Source organism: Pseudomonas sp. S2_A10 (genome assembly GCF_054668465.1).
The window spans coordinates 3671606-3688379 of record NZ_CP162773.1 but is presented as its reverse complement, the minus strand read 5'-3'; the positions used below and the strand labels follow the sequence as shown (position 1 = coordinate 3688379).

The window sequence follows — 16774 nt, the reverse complement described above, 5'->3', positions numbered from 1 at the left end:
ATGATGTTTTTGCCATTTTCCGGTACACACAAAAACAACTGTGGGAGCGAGCCCGCTCGCGAAGGCGTCGTATCAGTCGATATTGCATCAACTGACAGATTGCATTCGCGAGCAGGCTCGCTCCCACAGGGGTGCGGCGGGATTTAAATCATTTGGTCCAGTCAGCTACACGATCCGGGTGTTTGGCCACCCAGTCCTTGGCCGCTGCATCAGGCTTGGCACCGTCCTGAATCGCCAGCATGACCTCGCCGATTTCGTCTTTCGAGGCCCACTGGAAGTTTTTCAGGAATTTGGCCACTTCCGGCGCCTTGGCGTCCAGGCCTTTGCTGCCGATGCTGTTCACGGTTTCAGCCTGGCCATACACGCCTTTCGGGTCGTCGAGGAAGCGCAGTTTCCACTTGGCGAACATCCAGTGCGGCACCCAACCGGTGACGGCGATGGATTCGTTCTTCTTCTCGGCGCGGGTCAGCTCGGCAATCATGCCGGCGCCGGAACTGGCCTTGAGGCTGTATTTGTCCAGGCCGTAATCCTTGATCGCCTGATCGGTCTTGAGCATTACGCCTGAACCGGCGTCGATGCCAACAATGCGGTTTTTGAAGGTATCGTCGGTTTTCAGGTCTTCGATCGATTTGGCTTTGACGTACTCCGGCACGATCAGGCCGATTTTCGCGTCCTTGAAGTTCGGGCCGTAATCGACGACCTGATCCTTGTTTTTCGTCCAGTAGTCACCGTGGGTCACGGGTAGCCAGGCCGAGAGCATCGCATCGAGTTTGCCGGTGGCCACGCCCTGCCACATGATCCCGGTGGCGACAGCTTGCAGCTTCACGTCATAACCGAGCTTCTGTTTGATCACTTCGGCCGCCACGTGGGTGGTCGCGACGCTGTCGGACCAGCCGTCAACGTAACCGATGTTCAGGGTCTGTTTTTCAGCGTTGGCGAAAGTGGAACTCATCGCAAGCGCCAAAGCGGCACCTGCGCCTAAAAGTCGTCGCATCTTCATCGTTTACTTCCCCGAAATGCTGCGCCCGACGGATGCCGGGCATCGTCAACGTATTGTTATGGTGCACAGCGCCCCCATCACGCCGGACCTCACACACCGAACATCAGCCGATTTTTCAAAAAGGGTACTGATGGTTTGATCATCAACCTCAAGCGGCCGGCGACCTGCTCTGTCAGCGACCTCAAGGCAGCGAGAAACGACATCAGAAAGCCATTAATCAAGCGCGATTAATTGACGCCAGACAATCCGCCCGAACTTTGCATGTACAACGCCTGCAAGCCACCAGCCCTTCTATAAATGCAGGTAACATGCGTCGCTTTGCAGCCACTCGGCCTGACCATGTCCGCAACGTACCGATTTCCTTTTCTGCCTTATCTGTTCACCTGCCTGCTCGGGCTCCTGGCCCTTGGCGGTTTCTGGTATGGCCTCGGCCAACCGGTGATCCTGCCGGACGCCGCGACGCCGACGCACAAGTTGCAATGCGCCTCCTACACACCGTTCGACAAAGACCAATCGCCGTTCGACGTGCCGTTCAAATTGCGCCCCGAGCGCATGGATGCCGACCTCGCGCTGCTGGCGACGCGCTTTGAATGCATCCGCACCTACTCGATGACCGGCCTCGACGCCCTGCCCGATCTGGCGCGCAAACACGGTCTGAAGTTGATGATCGGCGCCTGGGTCAATAGCAACCCCGTCGATACCGAGCAGGAAGTCGACCTGCTGATCAAATCGGCCAATGCCAACCCCGACGTGGTCACCGCCGTAATCGTCGGCAACGAAGCGCTGCTGCGCAAAGAGGTCACTGGCGCGCAACTGGCCCGGCTGATCAACAAGGTAAAAAGCCAGGTCAAGCAACCGGTGACTTACGCCGATGTTTGGGAATTCTGGCTCAAGCACCCGGAAGTCGCGCCGGCTGTGGATTTTCTGACCATCCACTTGCTGCCGTACTGGGAAGACGATCCGTCGAATATCGACGTGGCGCTGCGGCATGTGGCGGATGTGCGTCAGGTGTTCGGCAACAAGTTCGCGCCCAAGGACGTGATGATCGGCGAAACCGGTTGGCCCAGCGAAGGCCGCCAGCGCGAAACCGCCGTGCCGAGCCGGGTCAACGAGGCGAAATTCATTCGTGGATTCGTGGCGATGGCCGAGCAGGAGGGCTGGCGCTACAACCTGATCGAAGCCTTTGATCAACCGTGGAAGCGCGGCAGTGAAGGCGCGGTCGGCGGCTACTGGGGGCTGTTCGATGCGGATCGACAGGACAAGGGCGTGCTCACCGGACCGGTGAGCAATGTGCCGTACTGGAAAGAATGGCTGGCAGTCGGTGCTCTGATTTTCCTCGGCACGCTGATCCTTGGTGGATGCGTGCGCACCACTCGTTCGGCGTTGCTGCTACCGCTGCTGGGCGCTGTCGCTGCTTGCTCGATTGGCGCTTGGGGCGATCTGGCTCGATTGACCACACGATTTGCCGGTGAATGGCTGTGGGTCGGCTTGCTGACCGGGTTGAATCTGTTGGTGCTCGCGCATGCCGCGCTGACGTTGAGCGCACGCAGCGGTTGGCGCGCGCGAGCATTCGATTTGCTCGAGCGTCGCGCCGGCTGGCTGGTCGCGGTGGCCGGTTTTGCCGCGGCGGTGATGATGCTGGAAATGGTCTTCGACCCGCGCTATCGCAGTTTCGCCAGCATGGCGTTCGTCCTGCCGGCGCTGGTGTACCTGTGCCGCCCGGTGAGCGTGCCGCGTCGGGAGGTTGCTCTGCTGACCTTTATCGTCGGCGCGGGGATTGCACCGCAGTTGTATCAGGAAGGGATGCTGAATCAGCAGGCGTGGGGCTGGGCGCTGGTCAGTGGATTGATGGTGGTGGCGTTGTGGCGCTGTCTGCGGGTTCGCAAGGCCTGATTTCAGCGCTTTCGAAATCGCCATCGCTGGCAAGCCAGCTCCCACAGGATTTCTGCTGCACACAAACGTTGTGTTCACCTCAATCCCTGTGGGAGCGGGCTTGCCCGCGATGACTGACTGTCAGGCGCTGCGGGACTCGCGGACCAGGCGCAACCCGGCAATCACCACCGCAAATACCGCTAATGTGGTGTTGTACAACGCCAGCGCCGGCAGGCCGAACACCAGCGCCAGCACCCCCAGCCACCACCCTGTCCGTCCCGGCAATACAAACGCCAATACCGCCGCGCCCACCGCCGCCCAGCCCAACACCTTGAAATGAATCATCAACCCCAGGTTCGAACGCACAAGGCATTCCCAACGGCCGGCCTCGTCGACACAGATGCCCACCCACTGCCCGTCTTCCATGAAGCCATAGCGCGCGGCATAACTGCCGGCCAGCCACAGCGGCAACAAAACGAGCAGCACAATAACGGGCAAGCGGCGGGACATGGAGCACTCCAATCTGCGGAAATCGGCGGCCAGCTTAATCTGCCGACCGGCATTCGCAAGCACTAACAACTGTTAACTGTTCAGCGAGCCCTTGCAACGTGTATCGTCCAGCTACTATTACCCCGAATTCCGCCTGTTTGGTGCCGCAGCATGGCACTTTGGCGCACGGCCGGTGGTCATAGCCTGCGAACTTCAATCGGCACCTTCCTCTAAGGGATCTAGTCATGCTCCGTTCCTTGCGCTTCGCCGCGCTGTTCAGCGGCCTTATCTTGAGTGCGTCCGCGCTGGCGGTGGATATCGACGCCGCCAGCTATGGCTACCCGCTGACCAACCCGTTCGAGGCGACGATCGCCACGACACCACCGGACCTGCGTCCGGAGCTGCCGCTGGACGACGACATCAATCAAACGGACCGCAGCCTCACCCTGCGCCCGGAGCGTGAATTCCAACTGCCGGACAATTTCTGGGCAGTGAAGAAACTCACTTACCGCATCGCCACGCAGGACAAACCGGCGCCGCTTATCTTCCTGATCGCCGGTACCGGCGCGCGCTTTGACAGCACGCTCAACGAATACCTGAAAAAGCTGTATTACAAGGCCGGCTACCATGTCGTGCAGTTGTCGTCGCCGACCAGCTTCGACTTCATCAGCGCCGCCTCGCGTTTCGCCACCCCGGGCGTGACCAAGGAAGATGCCGAAGACATGTATCGGGTGATGCAGGCCGTGCGGGCGCAGAACCCGAAGCTGCCGGTCACCGAGTATTACCTGACCGGCTACAGCCTCGGCGCCCTTGATGCCGCGTTCGTCGCGCATCTGGACGAAACGCGCCGTAGCTTCAACTTCAAAAAAGTCCTGCTGCTGAACCCGCCGGTCAACCTATACACCTCGGTGACCAACCTCGACAAGCTGGTGCAGACCGAGGTCAAGGGCATCAACAACAGCACCACGTTCTATGAACTGGTACTGACCAAGCTGACCCGTTACTTCCAGCAGAAAGGCTACATCGATCTCAACGATGCGCTGCTGTACGACTTCCAGCAGTCCAAGCAGCACCTGACCAACGAACAGATGGCCATGCTCATCGGCACGTCGTTCCGCTTTTCGGCAGCCGACATTGCCTACACCTCGGACCTGGTCAACCGTCGCGGCCTGATCACCCCGCCGAAATTCCCGATCACCGAAGGCACCAGCCTCACGCCGTTCCTCAAGCGTGCGCTGCAATGCGATTTCGACTGCTACATCACCGAGCAGGTTATTCCGATGTGGCGCGCACGCACCGACGGCGGCAGCCTGCTGCAACTGATCGATCAGGTCAGCCTGTATGCGCTCAAGGACTACCTGCACGACAGCCCGAAAATCGCCGTCATGCACAACGCCGACGACGTCATCCTCGGCCCTGGCGACCTGGGCTTCCTGCGGAAAACCTTCGGTGATCGCCTGACCGTTTATCCACTGGGCGGCCACTGCGGCAACCTTAACTATCGCGTCAACAGCGACGCCATGCTGGAGTTCTTCCGTGGCTAAATATCTCCTGCTGATTGCAGCGTTCCTCTGTGCAGGCGTGGCCCAGGCCGACAACAGTAAAGCCGATGCACCGGTGGTGGTCGACAGCGACGGCTTCAAGCAGCCGCTGACCAAACTCAAGTTCAACCCGGGCCTGGATCAGCGCGAATTCGAACGCTCCACGCTCAATGCGCTGAACGTCTATGACCCACTGGAATCGTGGAACCGCCGGGTCTATCACTTCAACTACCGCTTCGACCAGTGGGTGTTCCTGCCGGTAGTCGATGGCTATCGCTACATCACCCCAAGCTTCCTGCGTACCGGGGTGAGCAACTTCTTCAACAACATTGGTGACGTGCCGAACCTGGTCAACAGCCTGTTGCAGTTCAAGGGCCAGCGCTCGATGGAAACCACCGCGCGCCTGCTGCTCAACACCACGATCGGCATCGCCGGCCTGTGGGATCCGGCAACCGCCATGGGCCTGCCGCGCCAGAACGAGGACTTCGGGCAGACTCTGGGCTTCTATGGCGTACCGGGCGGCGCCTACTTCGTACTGCCGATCTTCGGCCCGTCGAACATCCGCGACACCGCAGGTCTGGCCGTGGATTACACCGCCGACACCGCGATCAACTTCCTCAACGTCGCGGAAGTCAGCTCGAATCATCCGGAAGTCTGGGCCTTGCGTGCGATCGACAAGCGCTACCAGACCAGCTTCCGCTATGGTCAGATGAACTCGCCGTTCGAGTACGAGAAAGTGCGGTACGTGTACACCGAAGCGCGCAAGTTGCAGATCGCCGAGTAAATCGGCTGCCGCAAAACACTGTGGGAGCGAGCCTGCTCGCGAACGCGGAGTTTCAGTCAACATCGATGTTGACTGAACTACCGCATTCGCGAGCAGGCTCGCTCCCACATTTGTTATGTGTTGCTGATTAACCCTTCAGCGCTTTCCAGAGCTTGCCTACGACCGAAACCACCGCCAACACCACCGCCCCGGCAATTATTCCCGCAACACCATTGAGCAACATCGGCACGGCGACCCCGGCGCTCCCTGCCGCTGCGCCAACACCTTCGATCCAGTGATGCAGCACCGGCACGCCGTGGGTCAGGATGCCGCCGCCGACCAGGAACATCGCCGCCGTGCCGACCACCGACAGGGTTTTCATCATGTACGGCGCGGCACTGAGAATGCCGCCGCCGATCTTTTTCGCCATCTGCCCGGGTTTCTGCGTCAGCCACAGCCCCAGATCGTCGAGCTTGACGATGCCCGCCACCAAACCGTAAACGCCCACGGTCATGACAATGGCGATGCCGGACATGACGACCACTTGCTGAGTCAGCGAGGCATCTGCCACGGTGCCGAGGGTGATGGCGATGATTTCTGCCGAGAGAATGAAGTCGGTGCGGATCGCGCCTTTGATCTTGTCCTTTTCGTACGCCACCAGATCGGTCGCCGGATCGGCCACTGCTTCGGTCAACTGTGCGTGTTCTGCCTCGTCTTCCTCTTTGCTGTGCAGAAACTTGTGCGCGAGTTTTTCAAAACCCTCGAAACACAGGTACGCGCCGCCGACCATCAACAGCGGCGTCACCAGCCAAGGCACAAAGGCGCTGATTGCCAGCGCCGACGGCACGAGGATCAGTTTGTTGACGAACGAGCCCTTGGCCACCGCCCAGACCACGGGAATTTCCCGCTCGGCGCGCACGCCCGATACCTGCTGGGCATTGAGCGCCAGATCATCACCGAGCACCCCGGCGGTCTTCTTCGCGGCCATCTTGGTCATCAACGCAACGTCATCCAGAACGGTGGCGATGTCATCGATCAGCACCAGCAAACTGCTTCCTGCCATGAATCCTGTTTCCTTCTGTGTATGAATGTTGCCAAGCATAACGCGACCGCCGGCCACAGGCTGCATTGTTGAGCGCCGCTCAAGGCCGGTGCTACCATGCGCCACCGCCAGAACAGGCAAGGAACCACCGGGTTTATGAGCACAATCCGCGAGCGTAACAAAGAACTGATCCTGCGCGCCGCCAGCGAAGAGTTTGCCGACAAGGGCTTCGCGGCGACCAAAACCAGCGACATCGCCGCCAAGGCGGGATTGCCCAAGCCCAACGTCTACTACTACTTCAAATCCAAGGAAAACCTCTATCGCGAGGTGCTGGAAAGCATCATCGAGCCGATTCTGCAGGCCTCGACCCCGTTCAACCCGGACGGCGTACCGAGCGAAGTGCTGAGCGGCTACATCCGCTCGAAGATCCGCATCTCCCGCGACCTGCCCTACGCCTCCAAGGTGTTCGCCAGCGAAATCATGCACGGCGCCCCACACCTGAGCGCTGATCTTGTCGAGCAGCTCAACGCCCAGGCCAAACACAACATCGCCTGCATCCAGAGCTGGATCGACCGCGGCCAGATCGCCCCGATCGATCCCAACCACCTGATGTTCAGCATCTGGGCCGCGACCCAGACCTACGCCGACTTCGACTGGCAGATTTCCGCGGTGACCGGGAAAGACAAGCTTGATGAAGCCGATTATGAAGCGGCGGCGCAGACGATTATCCGGTTGGTGTTGAAGGGGTGTGAGCCGGATCGGTGAGATCGGGGGAACCGCTTCGCGAGCAGGCTCGCTCCCACAGGGGTTGTGGTGTCCAGACATTTTGTGTCCAACCCAGATCCACTGTGGGAGCGAGCCTGCTCGCGAATAGCTGCACCGCAGACCTCAACTCATAACCAGATCGAATCCCACAACGGATAGTCGCCAAGGCTTTTGACCAGCCCTGCCCGCAATGGGTTGGCAATGACATACCGAGCCATCTTCACCAGATTCTCCTCTTTACGCAGTGCCCGGTCATGGAAGCCAGGTTGCCAAAGGCTGGACTTTCTACCGGTCGAAAGCTTTACCGATTTGGTGCTGAGGGATTTAGTTCGCTGCATCAATTCGCCGAGCGAGCCACTCTTCAATTCAATCAGCCAGTGAAAATGATCTGGCATTACGACCCAAGCCAGAGAATTGGCCAATCCCGTTTCCTCAGCTGCCCTGAATTGGCTTACAAGCAATCTGCCGAGGAAGAAATCGCTGAATACAGGTTCTCTCCCGGCGGTATTGGCGGTCAGAAGGTAAATGCGGTTGTGTTCTGAATAGCGTCCGATGCGCAAGCGATGTGAAGCAGATAAACCCGGCATTCCGTTGCCTTCTCATATGTTGATCATGAGAAGGCTAGCCGTGGAGATGGCGAAGAGAGCGTCAGACTTTTAGCAAGATGTGTAGCGCAGATCGTATTCGCGAGCAGGCTCGCTCCCACAGTGGGCTTCAGGTGTTCAGACATTTTGTGTCCAACCCTGATCCAATGGGGGAGCGAGCCTGCTCGCGAAAGCGGTTATTCAGACACTGACATTCAACCAACCACCCCGCCATCCGCCCTCAAATCCAGCGCTTCCACCGCTCTGATCGCCACCTGCTCATCCACATCCGACAAATCCCCACTGATCCCGATCGCGCCTAGCACTTCACCCGCCTGATTTCGAATCAACACCCCACCCGGTGCCGGCACTACGCTGCCCTGCCCCATGCTGTTCAACGAAGAAAAAAACGCCGGGCGTTGCTGGGCGTCCTGGGCGAGCAGGCGTGAGCCTTTGCCCAGGGCGATGGCGCCCCAGGCTTTGCCGATGGCGATGTCCGGGCGCAGCAGGCTGGCGCCGTCTTCGCGTTGCAGGGCGATCAGGTGGCCGCCGTTATCGAGTACCGCGATGGTCAGAGGTGCGGCGTTGATGCCGCGTCCTGCGTTGATGGCTTCGCTGACCAGGTTGACTGCGACTTTCAAGGTTAAAGCGCTCATGGTGCCGTCCTCATTTTGTTATAGGGAAAGTCGTGGGACCGCGCGTTTGTGCCGCAGTCCGATGCCACAAATAGAACACAATGAATTATTTTTTTGTATACAATAATTCTCGAAAAGCGCCACATGCGACGAAAAGCCACAGCACATCGGGCTTCCGACGAATGAAACAGCCGCTTGAGAAAATGGATTGACCTGCGCCGTCCGCCGTGAATACACTCTGCGCAAAGCCACTTGTATACAATTACAAAACGTAACGAGGCACAAAACCATGAGCAAAATGAGAGCAATCGAAGCCGCCGTTCTGGTGATGCGCCGTGAAGGGGTTGATACCGCTTTTGGCATCCCAGGCGCAGCGATCAACCCGCTGTACTCCGCCTTGCAGAAGGTCGGTGGCATCGATCACGTCCTTGCTCGCCACGTTGAAGGCGCCTCGCACATGGCCGAGGGCTACACCCGCACCAAGGCCGGCAATATCGGCGTGTGCATCGGCACGTCCGGCCCGGCCGGCACCGATATGGTCACCGGGCTCTACAGCGCCTCGGCTGACTCGATTCCAATCCTCTGCATTACCGGTCAGGCACCCCGCGCCCGTATGCACAAGGAAGACTTCCAGGCTGTCGACATCACCAGCATCGTCAAGCCAGTGACCAAGTGGGCGACCACCGTTCTCGAACCGGGCCAGGTGCCTTATGCGTTTCAGAAAGCCTTCTATGAAATGCGCTCCGGCCGTCCAGGCCCGGTGCTGATCGACCTGCCGTTCGACGTGCAGATGGCCGAGATCGAATTCGACATCGACGCTTACCAACCGCTGCCACTGGCCAAACCGACCGCGACCCGCGTGCAGGTCGAGAAGGCTCTGGCGCTGCTGGATCAGGCCGAGCGTCCATTGCTGGTCGCCGGTGGTGGCATCATCAACGCCGATGCCAGTGATCTGCTGGTGGAGTTCGCCGAGCTGACCGGCATCCCGGTCATCCCGACCCTGATGGGCTGGGGCACCATCCCTGACGACCACCCGCTGATGGTCGGCATGGTCGGTCTGCAGACTTCGCACCGTTACGGCAACGCGACGATGCTCAAATCCGACGTGGTGCTGGGCATTGGTAACCGTTGGGCCAACCGCCACACCGGTTCGGTTGACGTGTACACCGAAGGTCGCAAGTTCATTCACGTCGACATCGAAGGCACGCAGATCGGTCGTGTGTTCACCCCGGATCTGGGCATCGTTTCCGACGCCGCCGCAGCGCTGACCGTGTTCATCGAAGTGGCCCGTGAATGGCAAGCCGCCGGCAAGCTGAAGAACCGCAGCGCCTGGCTGCAGGATTGCCAGCAGCGCAAGGCCAGCCTGCATCGCAAGACCCACTTCGACAACGTGCCGGTCAAACCGCAGCGCGTTTATGAAGAAATGAACCAGGTGTTCGGCAAGGACACCTGCTACGTCAGCACCATTGGTCTGTCGCAGATTGCCGGCGCGCAGTTCCTGCACGTCTACAAACCGCGTCACTGGATCAACTGTGGTCAGGCCGGCCCGTTGGGCTGGACCATTCCGGCGGCGCTGGGCGTGGTGAAGGCCGATCCGAACCGCAAAGTCGTGGCCCTGTCGGGGGACTATGATTTCCAGTTCATGATCGAAGAACTGGCGGTCGGCGCTCAGTTCAAACTGCCGTACATCCACGTCGTGGTGAACAACTCGTACCTGGGCCTGATCCGTCAGGCCCAGCGCGGGTTCGAAATGGACTACTGCGTGCAGCTGTCCTTCGATAACCTCAATGCGCCGGAACTCAACGGTTACGGGGTTGACCACATCGCAGTCGCCGAAGGCCTCGGCTGCAAGGCACTGCGTGTGTTCGAACCGTCGGAAATCGCCCCTGCCCTGCGCAAGGCCGAACAGATGATCGAAGAGTTCAAGGTGCCGGTGATCGTCGAGATCATTCTGGAGCGTGTGACCAACATCTCCATGGGTACCGAGATCAACGCGGTCAACGAGTTCGAGGACCTGGCACTGGTCGGCAACGATGCGCCGACGGCGATTTCGTTGCTCGATTGATTGCTTTTAGCCCCCTCTCCCTCTGGGAGAGGGCTGGGGTGAGGGAAAGGTTTTGCGGTGTTCGCACAATCGGGATCTGACTCAGGATTCCCCCTCACCCTAACCCTCTCCCCAAGGAGAGGGGACTGATCGCGTTCAGTCTGACCTACCGTGCCTCATCAGTTTTTAGGAGACCACCATGCCGCGTTTCGCAGCCAACCTGTCCATGCTGTTCACCGAACAGGATTTCCTTGCCCGTTTCGACGCCGCCGCCAAGGCCGGTTTCAGTGGCGTGGAATACCTGTTCCCGTACGACTTCAGCTCGGCTGAAATCAAGGCAAAACTCGAGGCCAACGGGCTGACCCAAGTGCTGTTCAACCTGCCGGCCGGTGACTGGGCCAAGGGCGAGCGTGGCATCGCCTGCCTGCCGGATCGGGTCGAAGAGTTCCGCGCCGGGGTCGATCTGGCGATCGCCTACGCACAAGTGCTGGGCAACACCCAGGTCAACTGCTTGGCCGGCATCCGCCCGCAAGGCGTTGACGATGCCACCGTGGAAAAGACCTTCGTCGCCAACCTCAAATACGCCGCCGACAAGCTGCAAGCGGTGGGCATCAAACTGGTGATGGAAGCGATCAACACCCGCGACATTCCCGGCTTCTACCTGAACAACACGGCGCAGGCCCTGTCGATTCGCGAGCAGGTCGGCAGCGCCAATCTGTTCCTGCAATACGACATCTATCACATGCAAATCATGGAAGGCGATCTGGCCCGCACCCTGCAATCGCACCTGGGCGAGATCAACCACGTGCAACTCGCGGACAACCCGGGGCGCAACGAGCCGGGCACCGGTGAGATCAACTACCGCTTCCTGTTCGAACACCTTGATCGCATCGGTTATCAGGGTTGGGTCGGTTGCGAATACAAACCGCTGACCACCACCGAAGCGGGCCTGGGTTGGTTGAAATCACACAACGCAATCTAAGAAACACAGCAAATCCCCTGTGGGAGCGAGCCTGCTCGCGAATGCGGTGGTTCAGTCAACACGGATATTGAATGTTCCACCGCATTCGCGAGCAGGCTCGCTCCCACATGAAAAGCAGCTCCCCTATTTGCTTGAGCACGACAAAAACAAGAGGATTTTCTCATGGCTAAAATCGGATTCATCGGCACCGGCATCATGGGCCACCCAATGGCGGCGAACCTGCAGAAAGCCGGTCACAGCCTGTTCCTGTCGCAACACCACGACGCGGCCCCGGCCGATCTGGTCGCCGCTGGCGCCGTCGCCCTCGCCAACCCGCGTGAAGTGGCGCAGGAAGCCGAATTCATCATCGTCATGGTTCCGGATACCCCGCAGGTCGATGACGTGCTGTTCCGCGCCGACGGTGTTGCCGCCGGTATCGGCAAAGGCAAAGTGGTCATCGACATGAGCTCGATTTCGCCGACCGCGACCAAAGCCTTCGCCGCCAAGATCAACGAGAAAGGTGCGCAGTACCTCGACGCGCCAGTGTCCGGCGGTGAAGTTGGCGCCAAGGCCGCGACCCTGAGCATCATGGTCGGTGGCGACGCCGATGCCTTCGAACGCGCCCTGCCGCTGTTCCAGGCCATGGGCAAGAACATCACCCTGGTTGGTGGCAATGGCGATGGTCAGACCGCCAAAGTCGCGAACCAGATCATCGTTGCGCTGAACATCCAGGCCGTTGCCGAAGCCCTGCTGTTCGCCTCGAAAAACGGTGCCGATCCGGCCAAGGTGCGTGAAGCGCTGATGGGCGGTTTCGCTTCTTCGAAGATTCTCGAAGTGCACGGCGAGCGCATGATCAAAGGCACCTTCGACCCGGGCTTCCGCATCAGCCTGCACCAGAAGGACCTGAACCTGGCCCTGCAAGGCGCCAAGGAACTGAACATCAACCTGCCGAACACCGCCAATGCCCAGCAGGTATTCAGCACCTGCGCGGCCATCGGTGGCAGCAACTGGGACCACTCGGCGCTGATCAAGGGCCTTGAGCACATGGCCAATTTCTCGATTCGCGACAAAAAATAAAGTCTGCACAAAACCCTGTGGGAGCGAGCCTGCTCGCGAAAGCGGCTTCACATTCAACATCCATGTTGGCTGACATACCGCGTTCGCGAGCAGGCTCGCTCCCACAAGGGTTCCGAGTTGCCCTTTCGAATAACAAGAATTCCGGGAGCCCGCCATGTCGGTCGATCCGCAACAACTGCTGCGCGAGCTGTTTGCCACAGCCATCGACGCGGCCCATCCGAACCAAGTCCTCGAAGCCCATTTGCCTGCCGATCGCACCGGTCGGGTTATCGTCATCGGTGCCGGCAAAGCCGCTGCCGCCATGGCGCAAGTGGTCGAGCGCTGCTGGGAGGGTGAAGTCACCGGTCTGGTGGTGACCCGCTACGGTCACGGCGCCCCGTGCGAAAAAATCGAAGTGGTCGAAGCCGCGCACCCGGTGCCGGACGCCGCCGGTCTGGCCGTGGCCAAACGTGTGCTGGAACTGGTCAGCAACCTGACTGAAGACGACCGCGTGATCTTCCTGCTCTCCGGCGGCGGCTCTGCCCTGCTCGCCCTGCCAGCCGAAGGCATTACCCTCGCTGACAAGCAGGCGATCAACAAAGCCCTGCTCAAATCCGGCGCGACCATCGGCGAGATGAACTGCGTGCGCAAGCACCTCTCGGCGATCAAGGGCGGCCGCCTCGGCAAGGCCTGCTGGCCGGCGACGGTTTACACCTACGCGATTTCCGATGTGCCGGGCGACCTCGCCACCGTCATTGCCTCCGGCCCGACCGTGGCCGACCCGAGCACTTCCGCCGAAGCACTGGCGATCATCAAACGCTACGGCATCGAGATTCCCGCCTCCGTGCGTACCTGGCTGCAAAGCCCGGAATCGGAAACCGTCAAACCCGGCGATCCGAGTCTGGCGCGCAGTCATTTCCAGTTGATCGCCCGCCCGCAGCAGTCGCTGGACGCGGCGGCGGTGAAGTGCCGTCAGGCCGGTTTCAGCACCTTGATTCTCGGCGACCTCGAAGGCGAATCCCGCGAAGTGGCGAAAGTCCACGCCGGCATCGCCCGACAGATCATCAATCACGGCCAGCCACTGGCGACGCCGTGCGTGATTCTTTCTGGCGGTGAGACCACGGTAACCGTGCGCGGCAATGGCCGTGGCGGGCGTAACGCCGAATTCCTCCTCAGCCTGACCGACAGCCTCAAGGGCCAGCCCGGCGTCTACGCGCTGGCCGGCGACACCGATGGCATCGACGGCTCGGAAGACAACGCCGGCGCAATCATGACTCCGGACAGCTACGCCCGCGCCGCCGCACTGGGTCTGAGCGCCAGCGACGAGCTGGATAACAACAACGGCTATGGCTACTTCCAGGCGCTCGATGCGCTGATCGTCACCGAGCCGACCCGCACTAACGTCAACGACTTCCGCGCCATTCTGATCCTTGAGAACTGCAAATCATGACGCCTGATAAAAAGGTCAAAATCCTCGCCACCCTCGGCCCTGCGGTCGACGGTATCGACGACATCCGCGAGCTGGTCGAGGCCGGGGTCAACATCTTCCGGCTGAATTTCAGCCATGGCGATCACGCCGACCACGCCAAGCGCTATCAATGGATCCGCGAAGTCGAGCGCCAGCTCAACTATCCGCTGGGCATTCTGATGGACCTGCAAGGGCCGAAACTGCGTGTGGGCAAGTTCGCTGACGGCAAGGTGCAGTTGCATCGCGGTCAGGCGTTCCGCTTGGATCTCGATGCGACACCGGGCGATGAGCGCCGGGTCAACCTGCCGCATCCGGAAATCATTGCCGCGCTGGAAGCGGGCATGGACCTGCTGCTCGACGACGGCAAGCTGCGCCTGCGCGTGGTCACCAAGTACGCCGATGCGATCGACACCAGCGTGCTCAACGGCGGCGAACTGTCCGATCGCAAAGGCGTGAATGTGCCGCAAGCGGTGCTCGACCTCAGCCCGCTGACCGCCAAGGATCGCCGCGATTTGAGCTTCGGCCTGGAATTGGGTGTGGACTGGGTCGCGCTGTCGTTCGTACAGCGCCCGCAGGACATTGTCGAAGCCCGCGCATTGATCGGCGACAAGGCGTTTCTGATGGCGAAAATCGAGAAGCCTTCAGCGGTCGAGCAACTACGTGAGATTGCTGAGTTGAGCGACGCGATCATGGTCGCGCGCGGCGATCTTGGTGTGGAAGTGCCGGCGGAGAGCGTGCCGCAGATTCAGAAAAACATCATCACCACCTGCCGCGCGCTGGGCAAACCGGTGGTGGTGGCGACGCAGATGCTCGAGTCAATGCGCTTCTCCCCTGCCCCAACCCGTGCCGAGGTGACTGACGTCGCCAACGCCGTAGCCGAAGGCGCCGATGCGGTGATGCTCTCGGCGGAGACCGCGTCCGGCGAATACCCGCTGGAAGCCGTGCAGATGATGAGCAAGATCATCCGTCAAGTTGAGAACGGCCCGGATTATCAGACCCAGCTTGACGTCAGCCGACCGAAAGCCGAGGCGACGGTTTCCGATGCGATCAGCTGTGCGATCCGCCGGATCAGCAACGTGCTGCCGGTGGCGGTGCTGGTCAATTACAGCGAGTCCGGCGCCTCGACGTTGCGCGCATCCCGGGAACGGCCGAAAGCACCGATCCTCAATCTGACGCCGAACCTGCAAACGGCGCGGCGCTTGAGCGTAGCGTGGGGCATTCATTCGGTGGTCAACGATCGCCTGCGTCAGGTCGACGAAGTCTGCTCGACCGCACTGGAGATTGCTCAGGCGCAAGGCATGGCCGAGCGTGGCGACACGCTGCTGATCACCGCCGGCGTGCCGTTCGGGCAGCCGGGGTCGACCAACTCGCTGCGCATTGAGACGTTGATCTGACCCACCATAGAAGTGGGTGCATAAGCTTGTGGCGAGGGGATTTATTCCCGTTGGGCTGCGAAGCGGCCCCCCATCGGAGAATGCGGTTTCTCTGTGGAAACCGCCACACCCTCAAAAGCGACGACTGCTGCGCAGCCGAACGGGGCGGTGCGACGTTTCGCTAAATCCCCTCGCCACAGGGACTTGCAAGACCTTTTGATGTTCCAACTGCCCAGATTTTCTCAACATGCCTGCCAATCACTTCAACACCCACTGCCCCGACTGGGCCGAGGCTTTGCTCAACGGTTTCAGTCAGATTTTCTTCCAGCGCCATCCGCTGTGCGGGCTGCTGTGTCTGCTGGCGATTCTGCTGACGGCGCCGGTGCTGTTCGCCGGGGCGCTGCTCGGTGGCGTTGCCGGTCTGCTCACCGCGCAGCGGCGCAACTACGCCAAGGCCGATCGCCAGGCCGGGTTGTTCAGCTACAACGGCGTGCTGCTCGGCCTGCTGCTGAGCCTGTATTTCCCTTGGTCGCCACTGCTGCCGCCGTTGATTCTTGCAGCCGGTGGCTTGAGCGCGATGCTTACTCAGCAATGGCTCAAACACGTGTACCGCAGTCGCGCCATACCGGCGTATACCTCGCCGTTCGTGGCGCTCAGCTGGGTGCTGCTGATGTTCGCCGAGCCGTCCGCGCCGGCGGCATCGGTCGACCTGAACACGACAAATCTGCTGGCCGCTGAACTGCGCGGATTCGGCCAGGTGATGTTTCTCGACCATCCATTGGCCGGGGCCTTGATCGCCAGCGGCTTGCTGCTCGCCGATCGCCGCGCGTTCTGCTGGGCGCTGCTGGCGTCGGCGATCGGCCTCGGCTCGAGTCTGCTGCACCACGACACGTCCGCCGCACTGCTCGGGCTCGGTGGCTACAACGCTGTACTCGCCGCCCTCGCCTTCAGCGCTCAGCGACAAAATCCGTGGCTGCCGCTGCTCGCCATTGTCCTGGCCTTGCTGGTGACGCCGCTGTTTGCCGCCCTCGGGCTGGCCACGCTGACCGCGCCGTTCATCCTCGCCTGCTGGTTGATTCGTGCCGGCATTCAAATGCTTGGCAAAGCGTCGCTCGCGCATGAGTCTTGCGCTCATGAGGAGAATCACCCTAGGCTGCGCTGATCTTCGATTCAGGCGTTAT

15 protein-coding genes are annotated in these 16774 nt (G+C 60.5%); 10 read left to right on the top strand and 5 right to left on the bottom strand.

The features are described 5' to 3' along the window. Positions 1-148 precede the first annotated feature (148 nt). Positions 149-1000: a glycine betaine ABC transporter substrate-binding protein gene (locus tag AB4N41_RS16640; protein ID WP_041479599.1), complete on the bottom strand. Its 852-nt coding sequence runs from the start codon at positions 998-1000 to the stop codon at positions 149-151. A gap of 297 nt (positions 1001-1297) precedes the next feature. Between AB4N41_RS16640 and AB4N41_RS16635 the strand changes: the two genes are divergently transcribed. Beyond that, positions 1298-2893 carry a glycoside hydrolase family 17 protein gene (locus AB4N41_RS16635; RefSeq protein ID WP_252877701.1) on the top strand — a complete coding sequence of 532 codons (1596 nt, stop codon included), beginning with the start codon at positions 1298-1300 and terminating at the stop codon, positions 2891-2893. Positions 2894-3013: 120 nt separating this feature from the next. On the opposite strand, the gene AB4N41_RS16630 is transcribed toward AB4N41_RS16635, so the two are convergent. Beyond that, positions 3014-3382: a hypothetical protein gene (locus AB4N41_RS16630; RefSeq protein WP_056783885.1), complete on the bottom strand. Its 369-nt coding sequence runs from the start codon at positions 3380-3382 to the stop codon at positions 3014-3016. Between the two features lie 224 nt (positions 3383-3606). On the opposite strand from AB4N41_RS16630, the gene AB4N41_RS16625 reads away from it, so the two are divergent. Together AB4N41_RS16625 and AB4N41_RS16620 are read left to right on the top strand one after the other, a co-directional pair. Beyond that, positions 3607-4905, top strand: coding sequence for a serine protein kinase PrkA (locus AB4N41_RS16625; RefSeq protein ID WP_024012145.1), 1299 nt, complete (start codon positions 3607-3609; stop codon positions 4903-4905). Next, entirely contained in the window at positions 4898-5686 is a 789-nt protein-coding gene (locus AB4N41_RS16620; protein WP_056783881.1) for an MlaA family lipoprotein, read from the top strand. The genes AB4N41_RS16625 and AB4N41_RS16620 overlap by 8 nt, the downstream gene beginning before the upstream one ends. 127 nt (positions 5687-5813) lie before the next feature. Here the strand turns inward: AB4N41_RS16620 and AB4N41_RS16615 are convergent, their stop codons facing one another. Continuing rightward, complete coding sequence (locus tag AB4N41_RS16615; RefSeq protein ID WP_252877700.1) at positions 5814-6728, bottom strand: DUF808 domain-containing protein; 915 nt, start codon at positions 6726-6728, stop codon at positions 5814-5816. A gap of 135 nt (positions 6729-6863) precedes the next feature. Between AB4N41_RS16615 and AB4N41_RS16610 the strand changes: the two genes are divergently transcribed. Continuing rightward, positions 6864-7472 carry a TetR/AcrR family transcriptional regulator gene (locus AB4N41_RS16610; protein ID WP_041479604.1) on the top strand — a complete coding sequence of 203 codons (609 nt, stop codon included), beginning with the start codon at positions 6864-6866 and terminating at the stop codon, positions 7470-7472. A 128-nt stretch (positions 7473-7600) separates the two neighbouring features. Here the strand turns inward: AB4N41_RS16610 and AB4N41_RS16605 are convergent, their stop codons facing one another. After that, positions 7601-8059: an REP-associated tyrosine transposase gene (locus AB4N41_RS16605; RefSeq protein ID WP_252877699.1), complete on the bottom strand. Its 459-nt coding sequence runs from the start codon at positions 8057-8059 to the stop codon at positions 7601-7603. A gap of 212 nt (positions 8060-8271) precedes the next feature. Then, positions 8272-8712: a GlcG/HbpS family heme-binding protein gene (locus AB4N41_RS16600; protein ID WP_041479606.1), complete on the bottom strand. Its 441-nt coding sequence runs from the start codon at positions 8710-8712 to the stop codon at positions 8272-8274. A gap of 268 nt (positions 8713-8980) precedes the next feature. Here AB4N41_RS16600 and gcl point away from each other — a divergent pair, with 268 nt between their 5' ends. The 6 genes from gcl to AB4N41_RS16570 all read left to right on the top strand — a co-directional run bounded on the left by gcl (position 8981) and on the right by AB4N41_RS16570 (position 16755). Further along, positions 8981-10756: a glyoxylate carboligase gene (gene gcl, locus AB4N41_RS16595; RefSeq protein ID WP_042607573.1), complete on the top strand. Its 1776-nt coding sequence runs from the start codon at positions 8981-8983 to the stop codon at positions 10754-10756. A 178-nt stretch (positions 10757-10934) separates the two neighbouring features. Further along, the gene (gene hyi, locus AB4N41_RS16590; RefSeq protein WP_056783872.1) at positions 10935-11717 is read left to right on the top strand and encodes a hydroxypyruvate isomerase; all 783 of its coding nucleotides are present in this window, start codon (positions 10935-10937) and stop codon (positions 11715-11717) included. A gap of 162 nt (positions 11718-11879) precedes the next feature. Then, the gene (locus tag AB4N41_RS16585) at positions 11880-12773 is read left to right on the top strand and encodes a 2-hydroxy-3-oxopropionate reductase (RefSeq protein WP_056783869.1); all 894 of its coding nucleotides are present in this window, start codon (positions 11880-11882) and stop codon (positions 12771-12773) included. A 154-nt stretch (positions 12774-12927) separates the two neighbouring features. Further along, entirely contained in the window at positions 12928-14202 is a 1275-nt protein-coding gene (locus AB4N41_RS16580) for a glycerate kinase type-2 family protein (protein ID WP_252877698.1), read from the top strand. Continuing rightward, positions 14199-15614, top strand: coding sequence for a pyruvate kinase (pyk, locus tag AB4N41_RS16575; protein ID WP_095180738.1), 1416 nt, complete (start codon positions 14199-14201; stop codon positions 15612-15614). The genes AB4N41_RS16580 and pyk overlap by 4 nt, the downstream gene beginning before the upstream one ends. 226 nt (positions 15615-15840) lie before the next feature. Further along, positions 15841-16755 (top strand): urea transporter, encoded by a 915-nt coding sequence (locus AB4N41_RS16570; protein ID WP_252869021.1) that lies wholly within the window; start codon positions 15841-15843, stop codon positions 16753-16755. The last annotated feature ends 19 nt before the right edge of the window (positions 16756-16774 follow it).

Excerpts from the sequence above, each read along its gene's own strand:
- AB4N41_RS16640 (WP_041479599.1), bottom strand. The coding sequence starts at position 1,000 with ATGAAGATGCGACGACTTTTAGGCGCAGGTGCCGCTTTGGCGCTTGCG.
- pyk (WP_095180738.1), top strand. The coding sequence starts at position 14,199 with ATGACGCCTGATAAAAAGGTCAAAATCCTCGCCACCCTCGGCCCTGCG.
- AB4N41_RS16630 (WP_056783885.1), bottom strand. The coding sequence starts at position 3,382 with ATGTCCCGCCGCTTGCCCGTTATTGTGCTGCTCGTTTTGTTGCCGCTG.
- gcl (WP_042607573.1), top strand. The coding sequence starts at position 8,981 with ATGAGCAAAATGAGAGCAATCGAAGCCGCCGTTCTGGTGATGCGCCGT.
- AB4N41_RS16600 (WP_041479606.1), bottom strand. The coding sequence starts at position 8,712 with ATGAGCGCTTTAACCTTGAAAGTCGCAGTCAACCTGGTCAGCGAAGCC.
- AB4N41_RS16585 (WP_056783869.1), top strand. The coding sequence starts at position 11,880 with ATGGCTAAAATCGGATTCATCGGCACCGGCATCATGGGCCACCCAATG.
- AB4N41_RS16580 (WP_252877698.1), top strand. The coding sequence starts at position 12,928 with ATGTCGGTCGATCCGCAACAACTGCTGCGCGAGCTGTTTGCCACAGCC.
- AB4N41_RS16625 (WP_024012145.1), top strand. The coding sequence starts at position 3,607 with ATGCTCCGTTCCTTGCGCTTCGCCGCGCTGTTCAGCGGCCTTATCTTG.
- AB4N41_RS16610 (WP_041479604.1), top strand. The coding sequence starts at position 6,864 with ATGAGCACAATCCGCGAGCGTAACAAAGAACTGATCCTGCGCGCCGCC.
- hyi (WP_056783872.1), top strand. The coding sequence starts at position 10,935 with ATGCCGCGTTTCGCAGCCAACCTGTCCATGCTGTTCACCGAACAGGAT.
- AB4N41_RS16635 (WP_252877701.1), top strand. The coding sequence starts at position 1,298 with ATGCAGGTAACATGCGTCGCTTTGCAGCCACTCGGCCTGACCATGTCC.
- AB4N41_RS16615 (WP_252877700.1), bottom strand. The coding sequence starts at position 6,728 with ATGGCAGGAAGCAGTTTGCTGGTGCTGATCGATGACATCGCCACCGTT.
- AB4N41_RS16605 (WP_252877699.1), bottom strand. The coding sequence starts at position 8,059 with ATGCCGGGTTTATCTGCTTCACATCGCTTGCGCATCGGACGCTATTCA.
- AB4N41_RS16570 (WP_252869021.1), top strand. The coding sequence starts at position 15,841 with ATGCCTGCCAATCACTTCAACACCCACTGCCCCGACTGGGCCGAGGCT.